General features: G+C 55.0%; 16 protein-coding genes. 7 read left to right on the plus strand and 9 right to left on the minus strand.

All coding sequences use genetic code 11. The features are described from left to right. Window positions 1-15: 15 nt before the first annotated feature. The 3 genes from ACR6JA_RS04700 to manX form a co-directional block, all read right to left on the minus strand. Window positions 16-867 (minus strand): PTS mannose transporter subunit IID, encoded by an 852-nt coding sequence (locus ACR6JA_RS04700; protein ID WP_008454033.1) that lies wholly within the window; start codon window positions 865-867, stop codon window positions 16-18. 12 nt (window positions 868-879) lie between these two features. Continuing rightward, window positions 880-1,680 (minus strand): PTS mannose transporter subunit IIC, encoded by an 801-nt coding sequence (gene manY / locus ACR6JA_RS04705; protein ID WP_494492966.1) that lies wholly within the window; start codon window positions 1,678-1,680, stop codon window positions 880-882. 63 nt (window positions 1,681-1,743) lie between these two features. Beyond that, the gene (manX, locus tag ACR6JA_RS04710) at window positions 1,744-2,709 is read right to left on the minus strand and encodes a PTS mannose transporter subunit IIAB (RefSeq protein ID WP_213716094.1); all 966 of its coding nucleotides are present in this window, start codon (window positions 2,707-2,709) and stop codon (window positions 1,744-1,746) included. Window positions 2,710-3,183: 474 nt separating this feature from the next. Between manX and yoaE the strand changes: the two genes are divergently transcribed. Continuing rightward, window positions 3,184-4,746 (plus strand): CNNM family cation transport protein YoaE, encoded by a 1,563-nt coding sequence (gene yoaE, locus ACR6JA_RS04715; RefSeq protein ID WP_008454039.1) that lies wholly within the window; start codon window positions 3,184-3,186, stop codon window positions 4,744-4,746. Window position 4,747: 1 nt separating this feature from the next. On the opposite strand, the gene ACR6JA_RS04720 is transcribed toward yoaE, so the two are convergent. Together ACR6JA_RS04720 and ACR6JA_RS04725 are read right to left on the minus strand one after the other, a co-directional pair. Then, window positions 4,748-6,346: an EAL domain-containing protein gene (locus ACR6JA_RS04720; protein ID WP_494492967.1), complete on the minus strand. Its 1,599-nt coding sequence runs from the start codon at window positions 6,344-6,346 to the stop codon at window positions 4,748-4,750. A 321-nt stretch (window positions 6,347-6,667) separates the two neighbouring features. Beyond that, complete coding sequence (locus tag ACR6JA_RS04725) at window positions 6,668-7,681, minus strand: nitrilase family protein (protein WP_494492968.1); 1,014 nt, start codon at window positions 7,679-7,681, stop codon at window positions 6,668-6,670. Window positions 7,682-7,776: 95 nt separating this feature from the next. Between ACR6JA_RS04725 and ACR6JA_RS04730 the strand changes: the two genes are divergently transcribed. Next, on the plus strand, window positions 7,777-8,637 hold the full coding sequence (locus ACR6JA_RS04730; protein WP_494492969.1) for a LysR family transcriptional regulator: 861 nt from the start codon (window positions 7,777-7,779) through the stop codon (window positions 8,635-8,637). Window positions 8,638-8,778: 141 nt separating this feature from the next. Here the strand turns inward: ACR6JA_RS04730 and sdaA are convergent, their stop codons facing one another. From sdaA to pabB, 3 genes are all read right to left on the minus strand, one after another. Beyond that, window positions 8,779-10,143, minus strand: a complete 1,365-nt coding sequence (gene sdaA, locus ACR6JA_RS04735; RefSeq protein WP_166991884.1) for an L-serine ammonia-lyase — start codon at window positions 10,141-10,143, stop codon at window positions 8,779-8,781. Between the two features lie 183 nt (window positions 10,144-10,326). Next, window positions 10,327-10,923 (minus strand): CoA pyrophosphatase, encoded by a 597-nt coding sequence (locus ACR6JA_RS04740; protein ID WP_008454050.1) that lies wholly within the window; start codon window positions 10,921-10,923, stop codon window positions 10,327-10,329. Window positions 10,924-10,926: 3 nt separating this feature from the next. After that, window positions 10,927-12,294 (minus strand): aminodeoxychorismate synthase component 1, encoded by a 1,368-nt coding sequence (gene pabB / locus ACR6JA_RS04745; RefSeq protein WP_213716089.1) that lies wholly within the window; start codon window positions 12,292-12,294, stop codon window positions 10,927-10,929. Window positions 12,295-12,356: 62 nt separating this feature from the next. Here pabB and ACR6JA_RS04750 point away from each other — a divergent pair, with 62 nt between their 5' ends. Further along, window positions 12,357-12,557 carry a YoaH family protein gene (locus tag ACR6JA_RS04750; RefSeq protein WP_008454053.1) on the plus strand — a complete coding sequence of 67 codons (201 nt, stop codon included), beginning with the start codon at window positions 12,357-12,359 and terminating at the stop codon, window positions 12,555-12,557. Between the two features lie 21 nt (window positions 12,558-12,578). On the opposite strand, the gene ACR6JA_RS04755 is transcribed toward ACR6JA_RS04750, so the two are convergent. After that, window positions 12,579-12,923 (minus strand): RidA family protein, encoded by a 345-nt coding sequence (locus tag ACR6JA_RS04755; protein WP_039294440.1) that lies wholly within the window; start codon window positions 12,921-12,923, stop codon window positions 12,579-12,581. A gap of 128 nt (window positions 12,924-13,051) precedes the next feature. Between ACR6JA_RS04755 and yoaA the strand changes: the two genes are divergently transcribed. From yoaA to fadD, 4 genes are all read left to right on the plus strand, one after another. Next, a complete protein-coding gene (gene yoaA / locus ACR6JA_RS04760; protein WP_494492970.1) occupies window positions 13,052-14,962 on the plus strand; it encodes a DNA repair helicase YoaA in 1,911 nt (636 codons plus the stop codon). Window positions 14,963-15,030: 68 nt separating this feature from the next. Next, the gene (gene tsaB, locus ACR6JA_RS04765) at window positions 15,031-15,726 is read left to right on the plus strand and encodes a tRNA (adenosine(37)-N6)-threonylcarbamoyltransferase complex dimerization subunit type 1 TsaB (RefSeq protein WP_494492971.1); all 696 of its coding nucleotides are present in this window, start codon (window positions 15,031-15,033) and stop codon (window positions 15,724-15,726) included. A 42-nt stretch (window positions 15,727-15,768) separates the two neighbouring features. Further along, window positions 15,769-16,359 carry a Slp family lipoprotein gene (locus ACR6JA_RS04770; protein WP_213716086.1) on the plus strand — a complete coding sequence of 197 codons (591 nt, stop codon included), beginning with the start codon at window positions 15,769-15,771 and terminating at the stop codon, window positions 16,357-16,359. 201 nt (window positions 16,360-16,560) lie between these two features. Continuing rightward, entirely contained in the window at window positions 16,561-18,246 is a 1,686-nt protein-coding gene (gene fadD, locus ACR6JA_RS04775; RefSeq protein WP_213716085.1) for a long-chain-fatty-acid--CoA ligase FadD, read from the plus strand. Window positions 18,247-18,263: the final 17 nt, after the last annotated feature.

Raw genomic sequence — 18,263 nt, forward strand, 5'->3', positions numbered from 1 at the left:
GTTTGTCAGAACAAATTACAGACCCAGCAGGCCAATAGCGTAACCCACAATCCCGATCACGAAGAAGCCCATAATGATCCACAGCGCGTTGACTTTTTTGCGTAGCAGCCACATACAGGCAAAGGTCAGCAGCAGCGGTACCAGGCCCGGCATCAGCTGGTCGAGGATCGTTTGCACGGTGGTCACTTTAACGGCCCCGGTTTGGTCGGTAATTTTTGACACCACCAGCGGGATGTTAACGTGCGTCCATTTGTTAACTAACGCCCCCATGACAAAGAGGCCGAGAATAGACGCCCCTTCCGTCAGTTTTTGCAGGAAGCCGCCGCCCATATCCTTAACGATATCGACGCCTTTACGGTAGCCATAGGCCACGCCATAGTAGCGGGTCAGCAGGCGCACCGCGTTGAACAGAATAAAGAACAGCAGCGGGCCAAGCAGGCTACCGCTCATGGCGATACCGGCGCCCAGGGCAGCAAAGACCGGGCGGACGGTACCCCAGAAGATAGGGTCGCCTACGCCGGCCAGCGGCCCCATCAGGCCAACTTTGATGCCGTTAATCGCACCGTCATCAATTTCAGCGCCGTTAGCACGCTGCTCTTCCATTGCCAGCGTTACGCCAAGTACCGGGGCGGCAACGTAAGGGTGGGTGTTAAAGAATTCCAGATGGCGCTTGATAGCCTGGCGACGGGCGTCGTTGTTTTCCGGGTACAGGCGTTTGATAACCGGCACCATACAGAAGCAGAAGCCTAACGCCTGCATACGTTCGAAGTTCCATGAGCCCTGGAACAGGTTAGAACGCAGGAATACGCCACGGATATCACTCTGGGTGATTTTCTTCTCAGTCGTTAATTTAGTGGAATCAACCATTTCGCTCACCTGTTAGTCCAGTTCGTTATCAAGATCGTTCGCGGCAGCAGCCTGAGCCGGAGCACCAGCGCTACGGTTATATTTCGGGCTGAGCTGAATGTAGAGAATGGCCATCACTGTGCCAATCACGCCCAGTGCCACCAGGTTGAAGTTGGTGAACGCTGCGGTAACGAAACCGAGGTAGAAGAACGGCATCAGGTAGCCCGCGCGCATCATGTTGATGACCATCGCGTAACCGACCACCACAATCATGCCGCCGGCGATGTTCAGGCCGCTGGTCACCACTTCAGGAATGGCGTTCAGCATGTTCTGAACTTCACTGGTGCCTACGGAGATGGCGACGATAACCGCTGGAATAGCGATACGCATTGCCTGCAGGAACAGGGAAGAGACGTGGATCCAGGAAAGCGCCGTCAGGTTGCCGTTATTGGCCGCCTTATCCGCCGCGTGCTGGAAGCCCACGGTAATGGTACGAACGATAATGGTCAGCACCTGGCCCGCAGCAGCCAGTGGAATAGCCAGCGCGATACCGGCCCCGATGCTTTGGTGCCCGGCAATGACCAGAATGGTCGAGATAATTGAGGCGAGGGCGGCATCCGGGGCCACAGCGGCACCGATATTCATCCAGCCCAGGGCGATCATTTCCAGCGTACCGCCGATGATGATGCCGGTTTTCATGTCGCCGAGGACGGCGCCGATTAACGTACAGGCGATAAGCGGACGGTGGAACTGAAATTCATCGAGCACCGACTCCATACCGGCGATACAGGCTACGACAAACACCAGCACAATCTGAAGAGTGGTAATCTCCATTGTACTTCTCCTATTGACGATGACTTATGTGTGAAATCTGAGCAATATTATTAGTGATGACAATCATTTAACTTTCGCGATCAGATCCATCATTTTCAGTTTTTGATCGGTAGACACTTTCCGCGCTTCAAGCTCAATACCGCGGTCATTCAGTTTTTTGAAGGCCTCAATATCTTTCTCATCCACGGAAATGGCGTTGTTAACCTGGGTTTTGCCCTGGCGGAAAGCCATGCCGCCGATGTTGACGGAGGTGATTTTTACGCCACCCTCAACAATGCGCTCAACGTCGGTTGGGTTGGTGAACAGGAGCATGACGCGTTCACCCGCGTATTTGGGGTTGTTGTAAACGCGGATCATTTTTGCGACATCCACCACATGGGCGGTGACGCCCGGCGGTGCGACCTGGGTCAGCAGCGTTTTGCGAACGGTGTCTGCCGCGACTTCATCACTGACGACGATAATGCGGGTAACGTTGGTTTCTTTCGTCCAGCGGGTGGCGACCTGGCCATGAATTAAACGGTCATCAATACGCGCGAGACCGATGTTCATGTAATCGTTTGGACCCATCGGTTTGGCTGGCGCAGCGGCTTTCGGCGCGGCGGCAACGGGAGCCGGTACGGCTTTTTCAATCGGCTTAGCTTTCAGCGCTTTCACGCCTTCGCGGCCCGTTTCAACGGCGTGGGCGACCAGATCGTCGAAGGTGGGATTGTCGTCCCGCGACATCAGGGTTTCGACCAGCATCGGGATATTCACCCCGGCGACCACTTCGTAATGTTCCTTATCCACAACGATACGGCTTGCCGCATTGAATGGACTGCCACCCCAGGTATCCACGAGGAATAGCACGCCTTTGCTGGTGTCCAGTTTCTCCAGCTGAGCGTTATATTTCTCGATCAGGGTTTCAGCATTTTCACCCGGGACGAAATCTATCCAGCCAACGTTCTCTTGTTCGCCTAATAGCATTTCGGCGGTTTTCAGCAATTGTTCCGCTGCCCAGCCATGTGTGCCTATGACAATAGCAATAGTCACTTGCTACCTCCTGTTTTTGTCATTACAACACCCCTCGAAGGGTGCGGTGGTGTATCGAGATCGTTTCAGCGAATCGATTCAGATAACACGTTCAAGAAAGAACAAACCATTTGCCGGAATTATTTTAGACAGTGAAAAAATAATTTATGTGATGAAGATCCGTAATTTAACGTTGCCGTGATTTCATGGCATTACGCTGTAAAATATGGTCAGCGTAAGTTGCAAAAAAATTGCAAAGTCAGGTAAATCTTTGCCAAGCCCTGGTTTACTTTGATAATGTTAGCGTCCGATTCACTTTCAGGAGTAGCGGGCAGTAGCCCACCCTATGGACCGTCACCGACGTCTTTTCACTGCCGGGATGCCTAAATCCCACCCTCTCAGCGGCGTTTTATGCCCGCAAATACGATTAACCAGCCGCATTGCGTCCGTAACCTACGGAATGCCGACTTGCTGTGCCCTTAACGGGAGTCTGACATGGAACTGTTAATGGACCCGCAAATCTGGGCCGGTTTACTCACGCTTGTTGTGCTGGAAATCGTACTGGGTATTGATAACCTGGTGTTTATCGCCATTCTTGCGGATAAACTTCCGCCTAAGCAGCGGGATAAGGCTCGATTGATTGGCCTGTCGTTGGCGCTGATTATGCGCCTGGCGCTGCTGTCGCTGATTTCGTGGCTGGTCACGCTAACTGCGCCGCTGTTCAGCATCGCGGATTTCACCTTCTCAGGCCGTGACCTGATTATGCTGGTGGGCGGTATCTTCCTGCTGTTTAAAGCGACCACGGAACTGCACGAACGCCTTGAAAACCGTCAGCATGATGACGGCCACGGTAAGGGCTATGCCAGCTTCTGGGTGGTGGTGCTGCAGATTGTGGTGCTTGATGCCGTCTTCTCGCTGGATGCGGTGATTACCGCCGTGGGGATGGTCAACCATCTGCCGGTGATGATGGCTGCGGTCATCATTGCAATGGGCGTCATGCTGCTTGCCTCCAAACCGCTAACCAACTTTGTTAACCAACATCCCACGGTGGTGGTGCTCTGCCTGAGCTTCCTGTTGATGATTGGTTTGAGTCTGGTGGCAGAAGGCTTTGGTTTCCACATTCCAAAAGGCTACCTGTACGCGGCCATTGGTTTCTCGATCATCATCGAGCTGTTTAACCAGATTGCGCGTCGTAACTTTATTCGTCATCAGTCGCGCCAGCCTCTGCGAGCGCGTACTGCCGATGCGATTCTGCGCATGATGAGTGGTAAGCGTCAGGAACGTGTACAAAGCAGCGAAGACAGCAAAGCCATGACGCCAATTGAGGCGGAATCCTTTGCGGAAGAAGAGCGCTATATGATTAACGGCGTGCTGACGCTGGCTTCGCGCTCATTGCGCAGCATTATGACACCGCGTGGTGAGATTTCGTGGGTTGATGCGATGAAGAGCGTGCCGGAGATCCGCGAACAGCTGCTTGCCTCTCCCCACAGCTTGTTCCCGGTGTGCCGGGGCGAACTGGATGAAATTATTGGCGTAGTGCGAGCGAAAGAGCTGCTGGTTGCCCTGGACGAAGGCGTTGACGTGGCGGCGATTGCCGCGCAGTCACCGGCGATTGTTGTGCCGGAAACGCTGGACCCAATCAACCTGCTTGGCGTGCTGCGCCGTGCTCGCGGCAGCTTCGTTATCGTTAACAACGAATTTGGCGTGGTGCAGGGGCTGGTCACGCCGCTGGACGTGCTGGAAGCGATTGCCGGTGAATTCCCGGATGCGGATGAAACGCCTGAAATCGTTCGTGACGGTGACGGCTGGCTGGTGAAAGGCTCAACGGACCTGCATGCGCTGCAGCAGCGCCTGGACATCCATCGCCTGGTGCACAGCGAAGAAGACATTGCTTCTATCGCCGGACTGGTGATTGCGGTGAATGGTCATATTCCTAAAGTCGGGGACGTGATCGAAGTCGCGCCGCTGCGTATTCAGATAGTCGAAGCCAACGATTATCGCGTCGATTTAGTTCGTGTGGAAAAAGAACGCTCTCCACACGAGGACGAAGAAGAGTAATTCAGCGCATAGGGAAGGCCGGGATAGCCCGGTCTTCATGGCGAGGGGGCGGCGGCGTGTTGCCCTCGAGCCAGTGAGAGAAATCTCTCAGCGGCATGGGTTTGGCGTACAAAAAACCCTGCAGCACATCAACACCGTTACGCCGTAAATATTCTGCCTGCTCTTGCGTTTCCACCCCTTCCGCCACCAAATCGATATCCAGCCTTTGCCCGAGCGCGATAATAATGTCTGTCACCGTCGAGTTCACCGCATCAGTCCCGATGGCGGCGGTAAAGGATTTATCGATTTTCAGCACATTGGGATTCAGCGTTTCAAGATAAGCCAGCGAGCTGTGGCCGGTGCCGAAATCATCAATAGCCAGGTCGATACCGAGCCTGTGCAGCTCCTGAACGACGCTATGATCCATCGCGGGCAGGGCGTTACGTTCGGTAAGTTCCAGCGTCAACTTTTGCTTGGGCGTGGCCGGGAACCAGTAACGTTTCAGGTCACGAATAATTGCGCCATCGTGGAAGTGGCTGGCGGCAACGTTAAGGCCGATATGGAACCCGGGCGTTTTGGGGAATATTTCCAGGTGACGCACCGTTTCATCCAGCACAAAACGGGTGAGCGGGGCGATTTGCTGCTGCTGTTCCGCCAGGGGAATAAACACTTCAGGTGAAATCCAGCCCTGTCTTGGATTATTCCAGCGCAGCAGCAGCTCTACGCCAACGCACTCTAAGTTTCGGGCGCTGACCAGCGGCTGGCAGAAGACTTCAAATTCCCGGGCGGCAAGGCCGAGGTTGATCTCCCAGGAGAAGCTCATTCGGTTGGCGGTCGCAAGCCAGGCAATATAGCCCACCAGCAGGCTGAGTAATAAAGCCAGTGGAAGCTGGGCCGGTAAATTTTGCAGCGTTAACCGGTCGGCAGAAGGGCCAATGGCAGTAATAGAATAAGGGTAAAGCTTAGATACTGTCTGTTTAGATACATCATCTTCGTTTGTTTCTATCTTCCCTAGCAGACCGGCACCGTATTCAAGATGATCGTCGCCGACGTTCAGTACCGCTCGCGTCACCCAGGGATGTTCCGGCTTAAGCAGCAGGCTGGTTAACATCTGAATATTAACGATCTGCATGACGCCGTCGTGATGCTGCCCCTGCAGCGGCCGCCAGAAAATCAGCACCGGTGTGCCTTTTAACAATGAGCTGTCGCGGGATAAAAACAGCAGCGGCTCGCCTGAAGGCAGGCGAGTATGGAGCTGATGAATACCCACGTTGCGGCTGCCGTAAATACTGGAGCAGTACAGCACGCCATCTTTGATTAAACCAATCGCACGTACCGTTTGCATTTTGGCGGCGTGTTCGCGAATTTTTAATTGGACGTCGTCGCAGGATGTACCGACAAGCTGCATAATATCGTCGCTAACGATATTCAGCGGAGTGAGAAGCGTATCGAGTGTGGTAATGATTCGCTGATTAAACTGGACGACGCGCTGCTCGTTAAGATTACGCTCTGTCGCATATCTAACGCTAAGCGTGACGATTAAAACTAAAATGGCGAGTACAGCGCAGACAATAACTCGCCTGCGGCGATAGTCAGAAATAATCCGCTGTGCCGTTTGCATCCCTGTTTCCCTGTTTCTCGCCGCAAGAAATGAGGCGTAACGTTATCATCAAAGTGTAGCGGGATATCAGAGCGCGAAAAAAATAAAAAAAGATAAGATAAAAAAACGCCGCATAAGCGGCGCGAGAAGAAAGACAAAGTTCACTGATTTAAAAGCCCTGCCACCAGTTTGATAAAACAATGGATACTGTTGTCTGGTTTACCCCAAACAGTCGAAAACCACGTTTTTCGGCTGTTTGTCATCAATCAAACGCCGCATAAGCGGTGCTATATCTCTGGTTTAAGCCTTTATGAGGCGAAATATTGCTCTCCTGATGGCAATCTATTCAGCCTTATTCCCGGCCGTGCTTCGATGGTCACCGCCAAAACCGGGTACATCTTCAGAAAATCGCGCAGTCCTCGCATCTCGCTCGTAGCCCTGTGATTCGCCCAAGACACCATACAGCTCAGGCCGACGGCCATGAATCCACCTGCGGCCGGTAGACATCGGCAGCAATTGCAGATCGAGATTGGCGTACACTATCGTATCCTCAAAGGAACCTGTTTCGCTCACGATCCTACCGTAGGGATCAATAATCATGGCATTTCCTGTCCTAACCTCTCCGTTATCCAGGCCGACGCCATTACTGAACAGAATGAAAAAGCCATTATCATGCGCGCGAGAAGGTAGCCAGCGCATCAGCCAGCCCCGGCCGCTGTCCCCGCGCAAGGCTGCCTCCAGCGTTTGCGGGTCGTTATGTCTGTTTTCCCAAAGGCTGGGTGGAATAGGTTTCATGCCGAAGGGACTTCTCGAATGGGTTCCCCCGGTTTGGTGCGGAGCGATAAGTACGTCGGCACCCAACAAGGCCGTAATGCGCGCATTTTCCACGAGATTATTGTCCCAGCAGATAAGCACCCCGACACGCACTCCCCACGGCGTGTCAAAAACAGTAAAACTGTTGCCGGAGGCAATATCAGAGTGTTCAAACGCGTGGAGCTTCCTGTGTACATGCCGCGTTCCGTCCGGCATGCAGATGGCGTAGGCATTATACAAGCGCTCGTCACTGCTCTTTTCAATGAACCCTACGCCAATAGCCATCTGGTATTTTTCTGCAAGCGCGGCGATCCGGGCTAATGATGCACTCTCGTCAGCTTGCTCAGACAAAGCATTCAGCGCCTGACGGCTGAGGTCCGGCACATGCCAGTATCCGGTAATGCACATTTCAGGGAAGGCCAGAATCTTCACCTCCTCCTGGGCGGCCTGAATAATAAATTTCTCCATCACCGATAAATTGTACTGTTTATCTCCCGCCCGGTGGCAGAACTGAACTGTGGCAGTACGAATATGGGTATCCATTTTTCACTCCTTATTTAACGAATCGGAGGCTATTCCATCAGAGAGCACGTTCGCGTGTATAATCACGATTTCGCCCCATACGATAACCAGACGGAATGGATATAAAACTGCTGCGCGCTTTCGTTACCCTCTCACAGTCAGGGTCGTATCATTCAGCCGCTGAAAAACTGTGCGTCACGCAACCTGCACTGACCAAACAGATCCAGACGCTGGAGTCTCTTTCCGGCATCACGCTGTTTCAGCGAGGTCGCCACGGGGCAAGGCTGACCGTGGCAGGAGAGCTGCTGCTCCCAGGAGCCACTGCGGTACTCGAACGCCACGATCTTTTCTGTTCCGAAGTGGCCGATATTCAGAAAGGGCGGGCGGGGAAACTGACCATGGGCTTTGGGATCTCCTCCTTCCAGTTGGCCCCTCGGCAGGTGGCTGTTTTTCGCAGCCAGTTTCCAGATGTGCAGGTATCCCTGAATGATATGTCCTCTGCAGAACAGTTTCAGCAGCTAATGGTGGGCAGTCTTCAGGTTGGGTTTGTGCGATTGCCTGCGCCTGCACAGCTGGAAAGTCGAATCCTGGCGGAAGAGCAACTGGTTCTTGCCGTGGCTCAGGCGGCTAATACGGAAACCGCTGCGGTAACAGAGTTGCTGCAAATGAGCCAGCTGCTGCAGCTATCCCGCAATCGGGGAGAGGGGCTGTCGGCACAGGCAGCGCGTTTTCTCTCAGGCAATCATCTCGCTCCCCGTACCGTTTCAGCGGCAGATGATATTCAGACCTTGCTGGCGCTGGTTGCCGCCGGAGAGGGCGTGGCATTACTGCCGGCGGGGGTAAGCCATATTCTGCCAGCCGGAGTCAGGCTTGTGGCACTTGAAGGTGAACATACCACCTGGCAAACGGGCATTGCCTGGAATGCTCAGTTAAACGATCCTGTGCGTGATCGCTTCCTGCAGCTGGTCACCGGCTAATTGAATTTTAGATATTGAATGTCGGGAAAGAACAAGCGGATGCTGAGTAAAACGATGTGAGCGGGAAATACCTTACGGTACTTCCCGCTCATTTTATAACGAACGCGGCTTAGCGTTTAAGCAGCGTTTCGTGGTTACGGCTTAATCGCACTGAACCTTAATAGCCAGCCCGCCTCGCGATGTTTCGCGGTATTTGGCGTTCATGTCTTTACCGGTTTCGTACATGGTTTCAATGACCTTATCGAGCGAAACGCGCGGGGCGCTGGTACGACGCATCGCCATACGGGTGGCGTTGATAGCCTTCACCGAGGCAATCGCATTCCGCTCGATACATGGCACCTGTACCTGGCCGGCGACCGGGTCACAGGTCAGGCCGAGGTTATGTTCCATACCGATTTCTGCCGCAACGCAGACCTGTTCCGGGCTTGCGCCCATAATTTCAGCCAGGCCCGCCGCCGCCATCGAACAGGCAACGCCGACTTCACCCTGGCAGCCTACTTCAGCGCCAGAAATAGAGGCGTTCATTTTGTACAGCACGCCAATAGCCCCGGAGGCCAGGAAATAGCGAATCCAGGTGTCCGGCGTGACCGGCTCGATAAAGTGGTCGTAGTAGGCCAACACCGCAGGCACGATCCCGCAGGCACCGTTGGTTGGCGCGGTCACAACGCGGCCACCCGCGGCGTTCTCTTCGTTCACCGCCAGGGCAAACATGTTCACCCAGTCAACCACGTTCATTGGATCGTTGGACAGCTTGTCACTGGACACCAGCATCCGGCGCAGGGCAGAGGCGCGGCGCGGCACGCGCAGCGGGCCAGGCAGCACGCCTTCGGTATTCATACCGCGATCGATACAGGCGCGCATGGTTTGCCAGATATTGGCGAAGTACTCTTCGATTTCCTCGCGGCTATGCAGCGCCAGTTCGTTCTGCATTACCATGCCGGACACGGAAAGCCCGGTGTCCTTGCAGTGCTGCAGCATTTCCTGTGCGGAATGGAATGGATAAGGCACGGTGACTTCGCTGGCCGCATCTTTACCAAAGTGTTCTTCGTCGACGATGAAGCCGCCGCCGATGGAATAATAGGTTTTGCTGTAGATCTCTTTGTCGCCGTTATAGGCGTGGATCTGCATGCCGTTTTCATGCAGCGGCAGGTTGTCACTGCGAAAACGCATGCCGTTATCCTGCGGGAAATCGACTTCATGACGACCCTGAGCAATTAGCAGACGACCGCGGGTTTCCACGTCGCGAATAAAAGCCGGAATAGCGTCGATATCGACGTTATCAGGCTGGTTGCCGGCCAGACCCATAATAATCGCGATATCGGTGTGGTGGCCTTTCCCCGTCAGGGAAAGAGAACCGTAAACGTCCACCGCGATGCGGGTGGTACTGTCCAGCAGTCCCTGTTCGATCAGTGCGTCGACAAACTGTTTCCCGGCCTTCATTGGCCCGACGGTATGGGAGCTGGAAGGCCCGATGCCGACTTTGAACATGTCGAATATGCTAATCACTCTAAAACTCCTCTGATAGCACCCTGTTTCATGGAACATGATGCTTTGAAATGGCTAAGCGCTAGTTTAAAAATTTATTGGTTCCACCAGGAAACTATTCACATGAATTAAACTAATGCTTAACCATAAACCACCTAATAGCAGATGATTTATGGTCTTTCTGTTGCTTAAATATAGCCATTTTCAGCGTTTTAAAGTGTCGCCTGGATCGCTATCTACCTGTAAAGAGAGTTCGCGAATAATCCCCGCTGTCATACCCCAGACAAAATAGCGTTGATACCAGGAAAGCCAGACGCGATGGGCGTTTCCGCGGCGATGGATATCTAGCGGATGGTAGCGTCCAAGACTCAGCGCCTCGGCGAGCGGCATTTCAAATACCGCAGAAACTTCATCTTCACTGGCGCGCCAAGGCAAATCAGGGGGAATGATGCCGACAATCGGCGTTACCTGGAAACCCGTCACGCTGTCCACCGGCGGGAGCGTGCCGATAACCTCGACGGATTCTGGTGGAATGGCGACCTCTTCCTGAGCCTCCCGCAGCGCGGCGGCTATCAGCGAACTGTCGGTGTCGTCTACCGCTCCACCGGGGAAGGCCACCTGGCCTGCATGTTTGCGCAGCATCAGCGAGCGCTGGGTGAGTAAAAGCCCCGGCTGAGGGCGCCGTACAATGGGTACCAGCACCGCCGCCTGACGTTTGTTGCTGACCGGTCCGCTGTCCGCCGGACGTAACAGTTGAAACCGGGTAAGGAAATCATTCAGCGTCAGGGACGAACCAGGCATGCATTAATTCTCCAGTAAGGGCAGGATACGGTTAACTTTATCAAAAGTTTCCTGATATTCCGCCGCCTCGTGACTGTCGGCAACAATCCCGCCGCCGGCAGAGCAATATAATTTCCCGCCTTCGGCAGTGAGCGTACGGATGGTGATGCTGGTATCCATTTTTCCGCAGAAGCTAATGTAGCCGATACTGCCGCACCATGCGTTACGCCGCTGAGGCTCAAGCTCTTCAATAATTTCCATTGCCCGCACTTTGGGAGCACCGGTGATTGAACCTCCGGGGAAGGTGGCGCGCAGGAGATCGCAGGCGCTAAGCGTCTCAGGCAGCCTGGCGGTAATCGTGCTCACCAGGTGATGCACCGCAGGGAAAGGCTCCACCACGAACAACTCTGGCACTTTGACGCTGCCCGGCACCGCAACGCGGCCAATGTCATTGCGCAGCAAATCAACAATCATCAGATTTTCAGCGCGATCTTTTGGCGAGTTCGCCAGGCGTTCAGCTTGCGCTGCGTCGGCCTGTGGGTCGGCAAGACGAGGCAGCGTGCCTTTAATCGGGCGGGTTTGAATCTGCTTGTCTTCGAGCAGAACAAACCGCTCCGGGGAAAGGCTAAGAATACAGCTGTCCGGCAGCCGCAGAAAAGCGCTGAACGGCGCGCGGTTCGCCTGATTTAGCGTTTCGAAAGCCTGCCATTCATCCCCTTCATAGCGGGCGTGGAACCGCTGAGCCAGGTTAACCTGGTAGCAGTCTCCGCTGCTGAGATAAGCCTGGATCTGGCGGAACTTCTCGCCGTACGTTTCTCGGGACATATTAGACTGCCATTGGCTGGTCAGCCGGAAAGGCTGAACATTTTGCCGGGGCGAGAGTGCATTCAGCCAGGCCAGACGAGCTTCAATGTCCCCCCAGCAAACCAGCGTCAGACGCTGCAGATGATGGTCTGCAATCAGCGCCCAGTCATAAATGCCGATGGCCATGTCCGGCGTGGTTAAATCCTGTTCTGCCGTCGCGGGGATTCTCTCAAAGCGGCGGCCTAGATCGTAGCTGAATAGCCCCAGCGCGCCGCCGCAGAACGGAATATCGCTAGTGGACGTGGTGGCAAGGCCACAGCTGTCCAGCGTTTGCTGTAACAGTTCAAGCGGGCATTCGTTGTGTTGCGATGAAAGCCCGTGGCGTTCAATCACGGTTTCCTGGCCGCGTGTGACCAGTGTTGCAAGCGGGCTGGCAACCATAATATCAAAACGGTTATGCGGATGGTCGGCAAAGCCAGAGTGAAGCAGCATGGCCCAGGGCTGAGCGGAAACCGAGCGGAAATAGTGCTGAACGGCATCGGCCTGCCAGCTGAGTTCGCGAAAAGTGGGGGAGGTTGTAACATTCATCTTGGTAGCATCGTCAGGAGCAGAGTAAAATAGCGACTTCAGCACTGTATCAGGAGTTAAACATGATTTCAGGATTACCGGCGCTTAGCCACGAGCAGCAGCAGCAGGCCGTCGAGCGTATTCACGAACTGATGGCCGACGGCATGAGCAGCGGCGAAGCCATCGCCCTGGTAGCCAGTGAGATTCGTGCCTCGCATACCGGGGGTAACGTCGCCGTACGCTTTGAAGATGAAGACGGCGAAGAAGAAGACCCGCAGGACTAGCCGGGCCTTAGCGACTTAGCGTTACACCGCCGCGATGATTTTGATTTCCACTTTGTAGCGCGGGTTCATCAACTTAGCCTGTACGGTGCAGCGTACCGGCGCTTTACCCGCCACGACCCACTCATCCCACGCTTTATTCATCGCCGCAAAATCTTCGCCATCCGGCAGGAAAATCGTTGCATCCAGAATGCGGGTCTTGTCGCTGCCGAGTTCGGCCAGCAGGGTGTCGATTTGCTGCAGGGTATTTGCCGTCTGCTGGTAGGCGTCAGCATCCAGGTTTTCCGGGACGCCGGTGTAGTACACGGTCTGGTTATGGATAACCGCATCAGACCAGCGGGCTTCAGGTTTAATACGCGCAATACTCATGGCAACTCCTTAACAACAAACGATATGTGCGGCACAGACTGCCACAATCCGCTGCCCGGTGCCACCGCCTGGCTGGATAAACCTCGCCGGGGCTGACATAATCACTGGCAATTTAACCAGGGGGTAACGTGACGGACGATTTTGCAGCAGACGGCCAGCTGGCTAAGGTCATTCCCGGTTTCAAGCCGCGTGAAGCTCAGCGTGAAATGGCCGAGGCCGTAACCCGGGCGATTCAAGCCGGCGGCGAGCTGGTGGTAGAGGCCGGTACCGGTACAGGGAAAACATATGCTTATCTTGCCCCCGCGCTGCGTTCTGGCAAAAAAGTCATTATTTCTACCGGCTCGAAAGCGCTGCAGGATCAGCTGTTTTCTCGCGATCTGCCGACGATATCCCGTGCGCTGAAATTTACCGGCCGCGTGGCGTTGCTGAAAGGGCGCTCTAACTACCTTTGCCTGGAAAGGCTGGAGCAGCAGTCGCTGGCGGGCGGTGATTTGCCCGTGCAGGCGTTAAGTGACGTGATGCATTTGCGCGGCTGGGCAAGTGAAACCGTGGATGGCGATATCAGCACCTGTGGCTCCGTTGCCGAAGACTCCACCGTCTGGCCGATGGTCACCAGCACCAACGATAACTGTCTGGGGCAGGACTGCCCGCAATATCAGGACTGCTTTGTGGTCAAGGCGCGTAAAAAGGCGATGGATGCCGATGTGGTGGTGGTGAACCACCACTTGTATCTGGCCGACATGGTAGTGAAAGAGAGCGGCTTCGCGGAGCTTATTCCCGAGGCTCAGGTGACGATTTTCGATGAAGCCCACCAGATCCCGGATATCGCCAGCCAGTATTTTGGCCAGTCTATTTCCAGCCGGCAGTTGCTCGACCTCGCCAAAGACATTTCCATTGCCTATCGCACCGAGGTCCGCGATACGCAGCAGCTACAAAAAAGCGCCGACAGCCTTGCCCAGCGCACGCAGGACTTCCGCCTGCAAATAGGCGACCCGGGCTACCGGGGGAACCTGCGGGAGCTGCTTGCGGACGCGAATATCCAGCGTTCGCTGCTGCTGCTCGATGATGCCCTGGAGCTGTGTTATGACGTGGCAAAGCTTTCTCTTGGCCGCTCGGCGCTGCTGGATGCCGCATTTGAACGCGCGGTAATTTACCGTGGGCGAATCAAACGGCTTAAAGAGATTAATCAGCCGGGCTACAGCTACTGGTATGAATGCAATGCCCGCCACTTCACGCTGGCTCTGACGCCGCTGTCCGTGGCCGACAAGTTTAAGGAAGTCATTCGTGAAAAAGCGGGCTGCTGGGTCTTTACCTCGGCCACGCTTGCGGTGAATGACAATATGAGCCATTTCACCGAGCGGCTGGGTATCGACGAAGCAGAAACACTGCTGCTTGCCAGCCCGTTTGATTACGCTAAACAGGCGCTGCTGTGCGTGCCGAGAGGGTTGCCGACGCCCAATCAGCCCCACGCTGGCCGTCACCTGGCCAACCTGTTACGCCCGCTCATTGAGGCGAACAACGGGCGCTGCTTTATGCTCTGTACCTCCCACGCCATGATGCGCGACCTGGCGGAACAGTTCCGGGCCACCATGACGTTGCCCGTGCTGCTGCAGGGGGAAACCAGCAAAGGCCAGCTGCTGCAGCAGTTTGTTGAGGCCGGTAACGCCCTGCTGGTGGCGACCAGCAGCTTCTGGGAAGGCGTAGACGTGCGCGGCGACACGCTCTCCCTGGTTATCATCGACAAACTTCCCTTTACTTCGCCGGACGATCCGCTGCTCAAGGCTCGCATGGAAGATTGCCGCATTCGCGGGGGCGATCCGTTTGACGATGTCCAACTGCCTGACGCGGTGATCACCCTTAAGCAGGGCGTCGGTCGCCTCATCCGCGATGTGGAAGACCGTGGGGTCCTGGTTATCTGCGATAACCGCCTGGTCATGCGTCCGTATGGCGCTGTTTTCCTTAACAGCCTGCCGCCCACGCCGCGTACCCGGGATATAAATCGGGCAGTTGAGTTCCTCAATGCCTCTGGTGCGCAGTAATTTGTGCCAGGCTATGGTATGATGCGCGCCGTTTTTTGACCTTATCTCCGCCAGAGGTTGGCAAGCCCATGCGAATTTTAGCCATCGATACCGCAACAGAAGCCTGTTCTGTTGCCCTGCAAAACGACGCGGCGTCCTACGCCCATTTCGAACTCTGCCCGCGTGAGCACACGCAAAGAATTTTACCGCTGGTCAAAGAGATCCTGAACCAGGGCGGGATTACTTTGTCTGAGGTGAACGCACTTGCCTACGGGCGTGGGCCGGGCAGTTTCACCGGTGTGCGCATTGGGATTGGGATTGCGCAGGGGCTGGCGCTGGGTGCTGAGCTGCCGATGATTGGCATTTCAACGTTGGCGACAATGGCTCAGGGCGCATGGCGCAGAACGGGCGCCACCCGCGTACTCGCCGCAATAGATGCCCGCATGGGCGAGGTTTATTGGGCTGAATATGAGCGTGACGAGCAGGGCGTGTGGCACGGTGAAGCAAGCGAAGCCGTCCTTAAGCCTGAAGACGTTGCCGGGCGGTTGAAACATCTGAGCGGCACCTGGGCTACAGTCGGAACAGGCTGGCAGGCCTGGCCTGATATGGCGAAGGATAGCGGACTTTTGTTGCAGGACGGTGAAACTACGCTGCCTGAAGCTGAAGATATGCTTCCTCTGGCGCAGCTGGCGTTTAGCGCCGGCAAAACCGTCGCCGTCGAGCATGCGGAGCCTGTCTACCTGCGTAACGAAGTCACCTGGAAAAAGCTACCTGGCAGAGAGTAAGACCGACTCCGCTAAACGGCGGGCAGGTTAAGGAGATGAGGTATGGCTGTTTGTAATGTCAAAAAATGCAGTTGGCTGCTGGCCGCCGCTGCGGCGCTGGTCCTGAGCGGCTGCGTGAGCGTGCCGGATGCGATTAAAGGGACTTCCGCGACCCCGCAGCAGGATCTGACGGCGGTGATGAGTGCGCCCCAGCTTTATGTCGGGCAGGAAGCGCGCTTTGGCGGGCGAGTGGTGAACGTGGACAACCTGAAGGGCAAAACTCGCCTGGAGATTGCCACCGTCAGCCTCGATGAAGGCGCCCGTCCGGCATTGAATGAGCCTTCGCAAGGGCGCATTTATGCCGACGTAAATGGCTTCCTTGATCCGGTAGATTTCCGCAATCAGTTGGTGACCGTCGTCGGGCCAATTACCGGCACGGCAGAAGGTAAGATTGGCCAGACCCCCTATAAATTCATGACCATGCAGGCGACGGGATACAAACGCTGGAACGTAGTTCAGCAGGTCGTCATGCCGCCGCAGCCAATCGACCCGTGGTTCTGGGGCGGGCCTTACCCGTATCGCCACCATTACGACATGTGGGGCGGATGGTACAATCCGGGGCCTGCACAGGTGCAAACCGTTGTAACCGAATAATCTGTTGTTTTTAAAATATTTTCAAACAGCGGCCTGGCCGCTGTTTGTTTTTATCCAGGACGGATGAAAAAATTTAGTGATGTGCTTCGCAACCTTTAATCAGGCTAATTAATAAACTGGTACGCTGAGTTAATATTATGTTAACGAAATGTATTCCCTGGGGTTGTGATGACGACAAATAATAATTTCAGAGGTGGATCCTTGAATAAGGTTTGGCTTAACCGCTACCCGGCCGACGTTGCGGCTGAAATAAATCCCGACCGCTATCAATCCCTGGTTGATATGTTTGAGCAGGCTGTCACTCGCTACGCTGACAAACCTGCTTTTATCAACATGGGGGAGGTGATGACCTTCCGCAAACTGGAAGAGCGCAGCCGGGCATTTGCCGCGTACCTTCAGCAGGGGCTGGGCCTGAAAAAAGGCGACCGCGTGGCGCTGATGATGCCAAACCTGCTGCAGTATCCTGTCGCACTGTTCGGCATTTTGCGCGCCGGTATGGTGGTGGTTAACGTTAACCCGCTCTATACCCCGCGAGAACTGGAGCACCAGCTGAACGACAGCGGGGCCAGCGCGATTGTGATTGTGTCAAACTTTGCCCACACGCTGGAAAAAGTGGTTGAAAAAACCCAGGTGAAACACGTCATCCTTACTCGCCTGGGGGACCAGATCTCCGGGCCGAAGGGGACGCTGGTTAACTTCGTGGTGAAGTACATCAAGCGCCTGGTGCCGAAATACCATCTGCCGCACGCCATCTCTTTCCGTCGGGCGCTGCAAAGCGGTTACCGCATGCAGTACATCAAACCTGAAATTATCAATGGCGATTTAGCCTTCCTGCAGTACACCGGCGGCACAACCGGCGTAGCTAAAGGCGCCATGCTGACGCACCGTAATATGCTGGCCAACCTCGAACAGGTCAGGGCGGCATACAGCCCGCTGCTGCACGAAGGTAAAGAGCTGGTGGTCACTCCGCTGCCGCTGTACCACATTTTTGCTCTGACCATTAACTGCCTGCTGTTTATCGACATGGGGGGGCAGAACCTATTGATTACCAACCCACGCGACATTCCGGGGCTGGTAAAAGAGCTGGCAAAATATCCTTTCACTGCCATGACCGCCGTGAATACGTTGTTTAATGCGTTACTGAATAACAAAGAGTTCCAGCAGCTTGATTTTTCAAGCCTTCACCTCTCTGCGGGCGGCGGTATGCCCGTCCAGCACGCTGTTGCCGAACGTTGGGAAAAACTCACGGGTCGCTTCCTGCTTGAAGGCTATGGCCTGACGGAATGCGCACCGCTGGTCAGCGCGAACCCGCATGATATGGATTATCACAGCGGATCTATTGGCCTGCCGGTGCCGTCCACCGATGTGAAGCTGATAGACGATCAGGGCAATGAAGTGCCGCCCGGTGAGCCTGGCGAACTGTGCGTTAAAGGCCCGCAGGTCATGCTGGGCTACTGGCAGCGACCGAAAGAAACGGATGAAATCCTTAAAGATGGCTGGCTGCGCACCGGGGATATTGCGGTAATGAACGAAGAAGGCTTCATGAACATCGTTGACCGCAAAAAAGACATGATTCTCGTTTCTGGCTTCAACGTTTATCCGAACGAAATTGAAGATGTGGTCATGCAGAACGAAGGCGTGCTTGAAGTCGCTGCGGTGGGTGTTCCTGCCGGGGTGAGCGGTGAGCTGGTGAAAATCTTTGTGGTGAAAAAAGATCCTGCCCTGACGGAAGAGGCGCTGATCGCCTTCTGTCGTCGCCAGTTAACCGGCTATAAAGTGCCTAAACTGATTGAATTCCGCACGGAACTGCCAAAATCGAACGTCGGGAAAATTTTACGACGAGAACTGCGTGACGAAGCGGGCAAGACAGGCAACAATAACGCCTGAGCTCCAAGTCACTCGTC

This window comes from Cedecea sp. B1(4), from assembly GCF_059414925.1.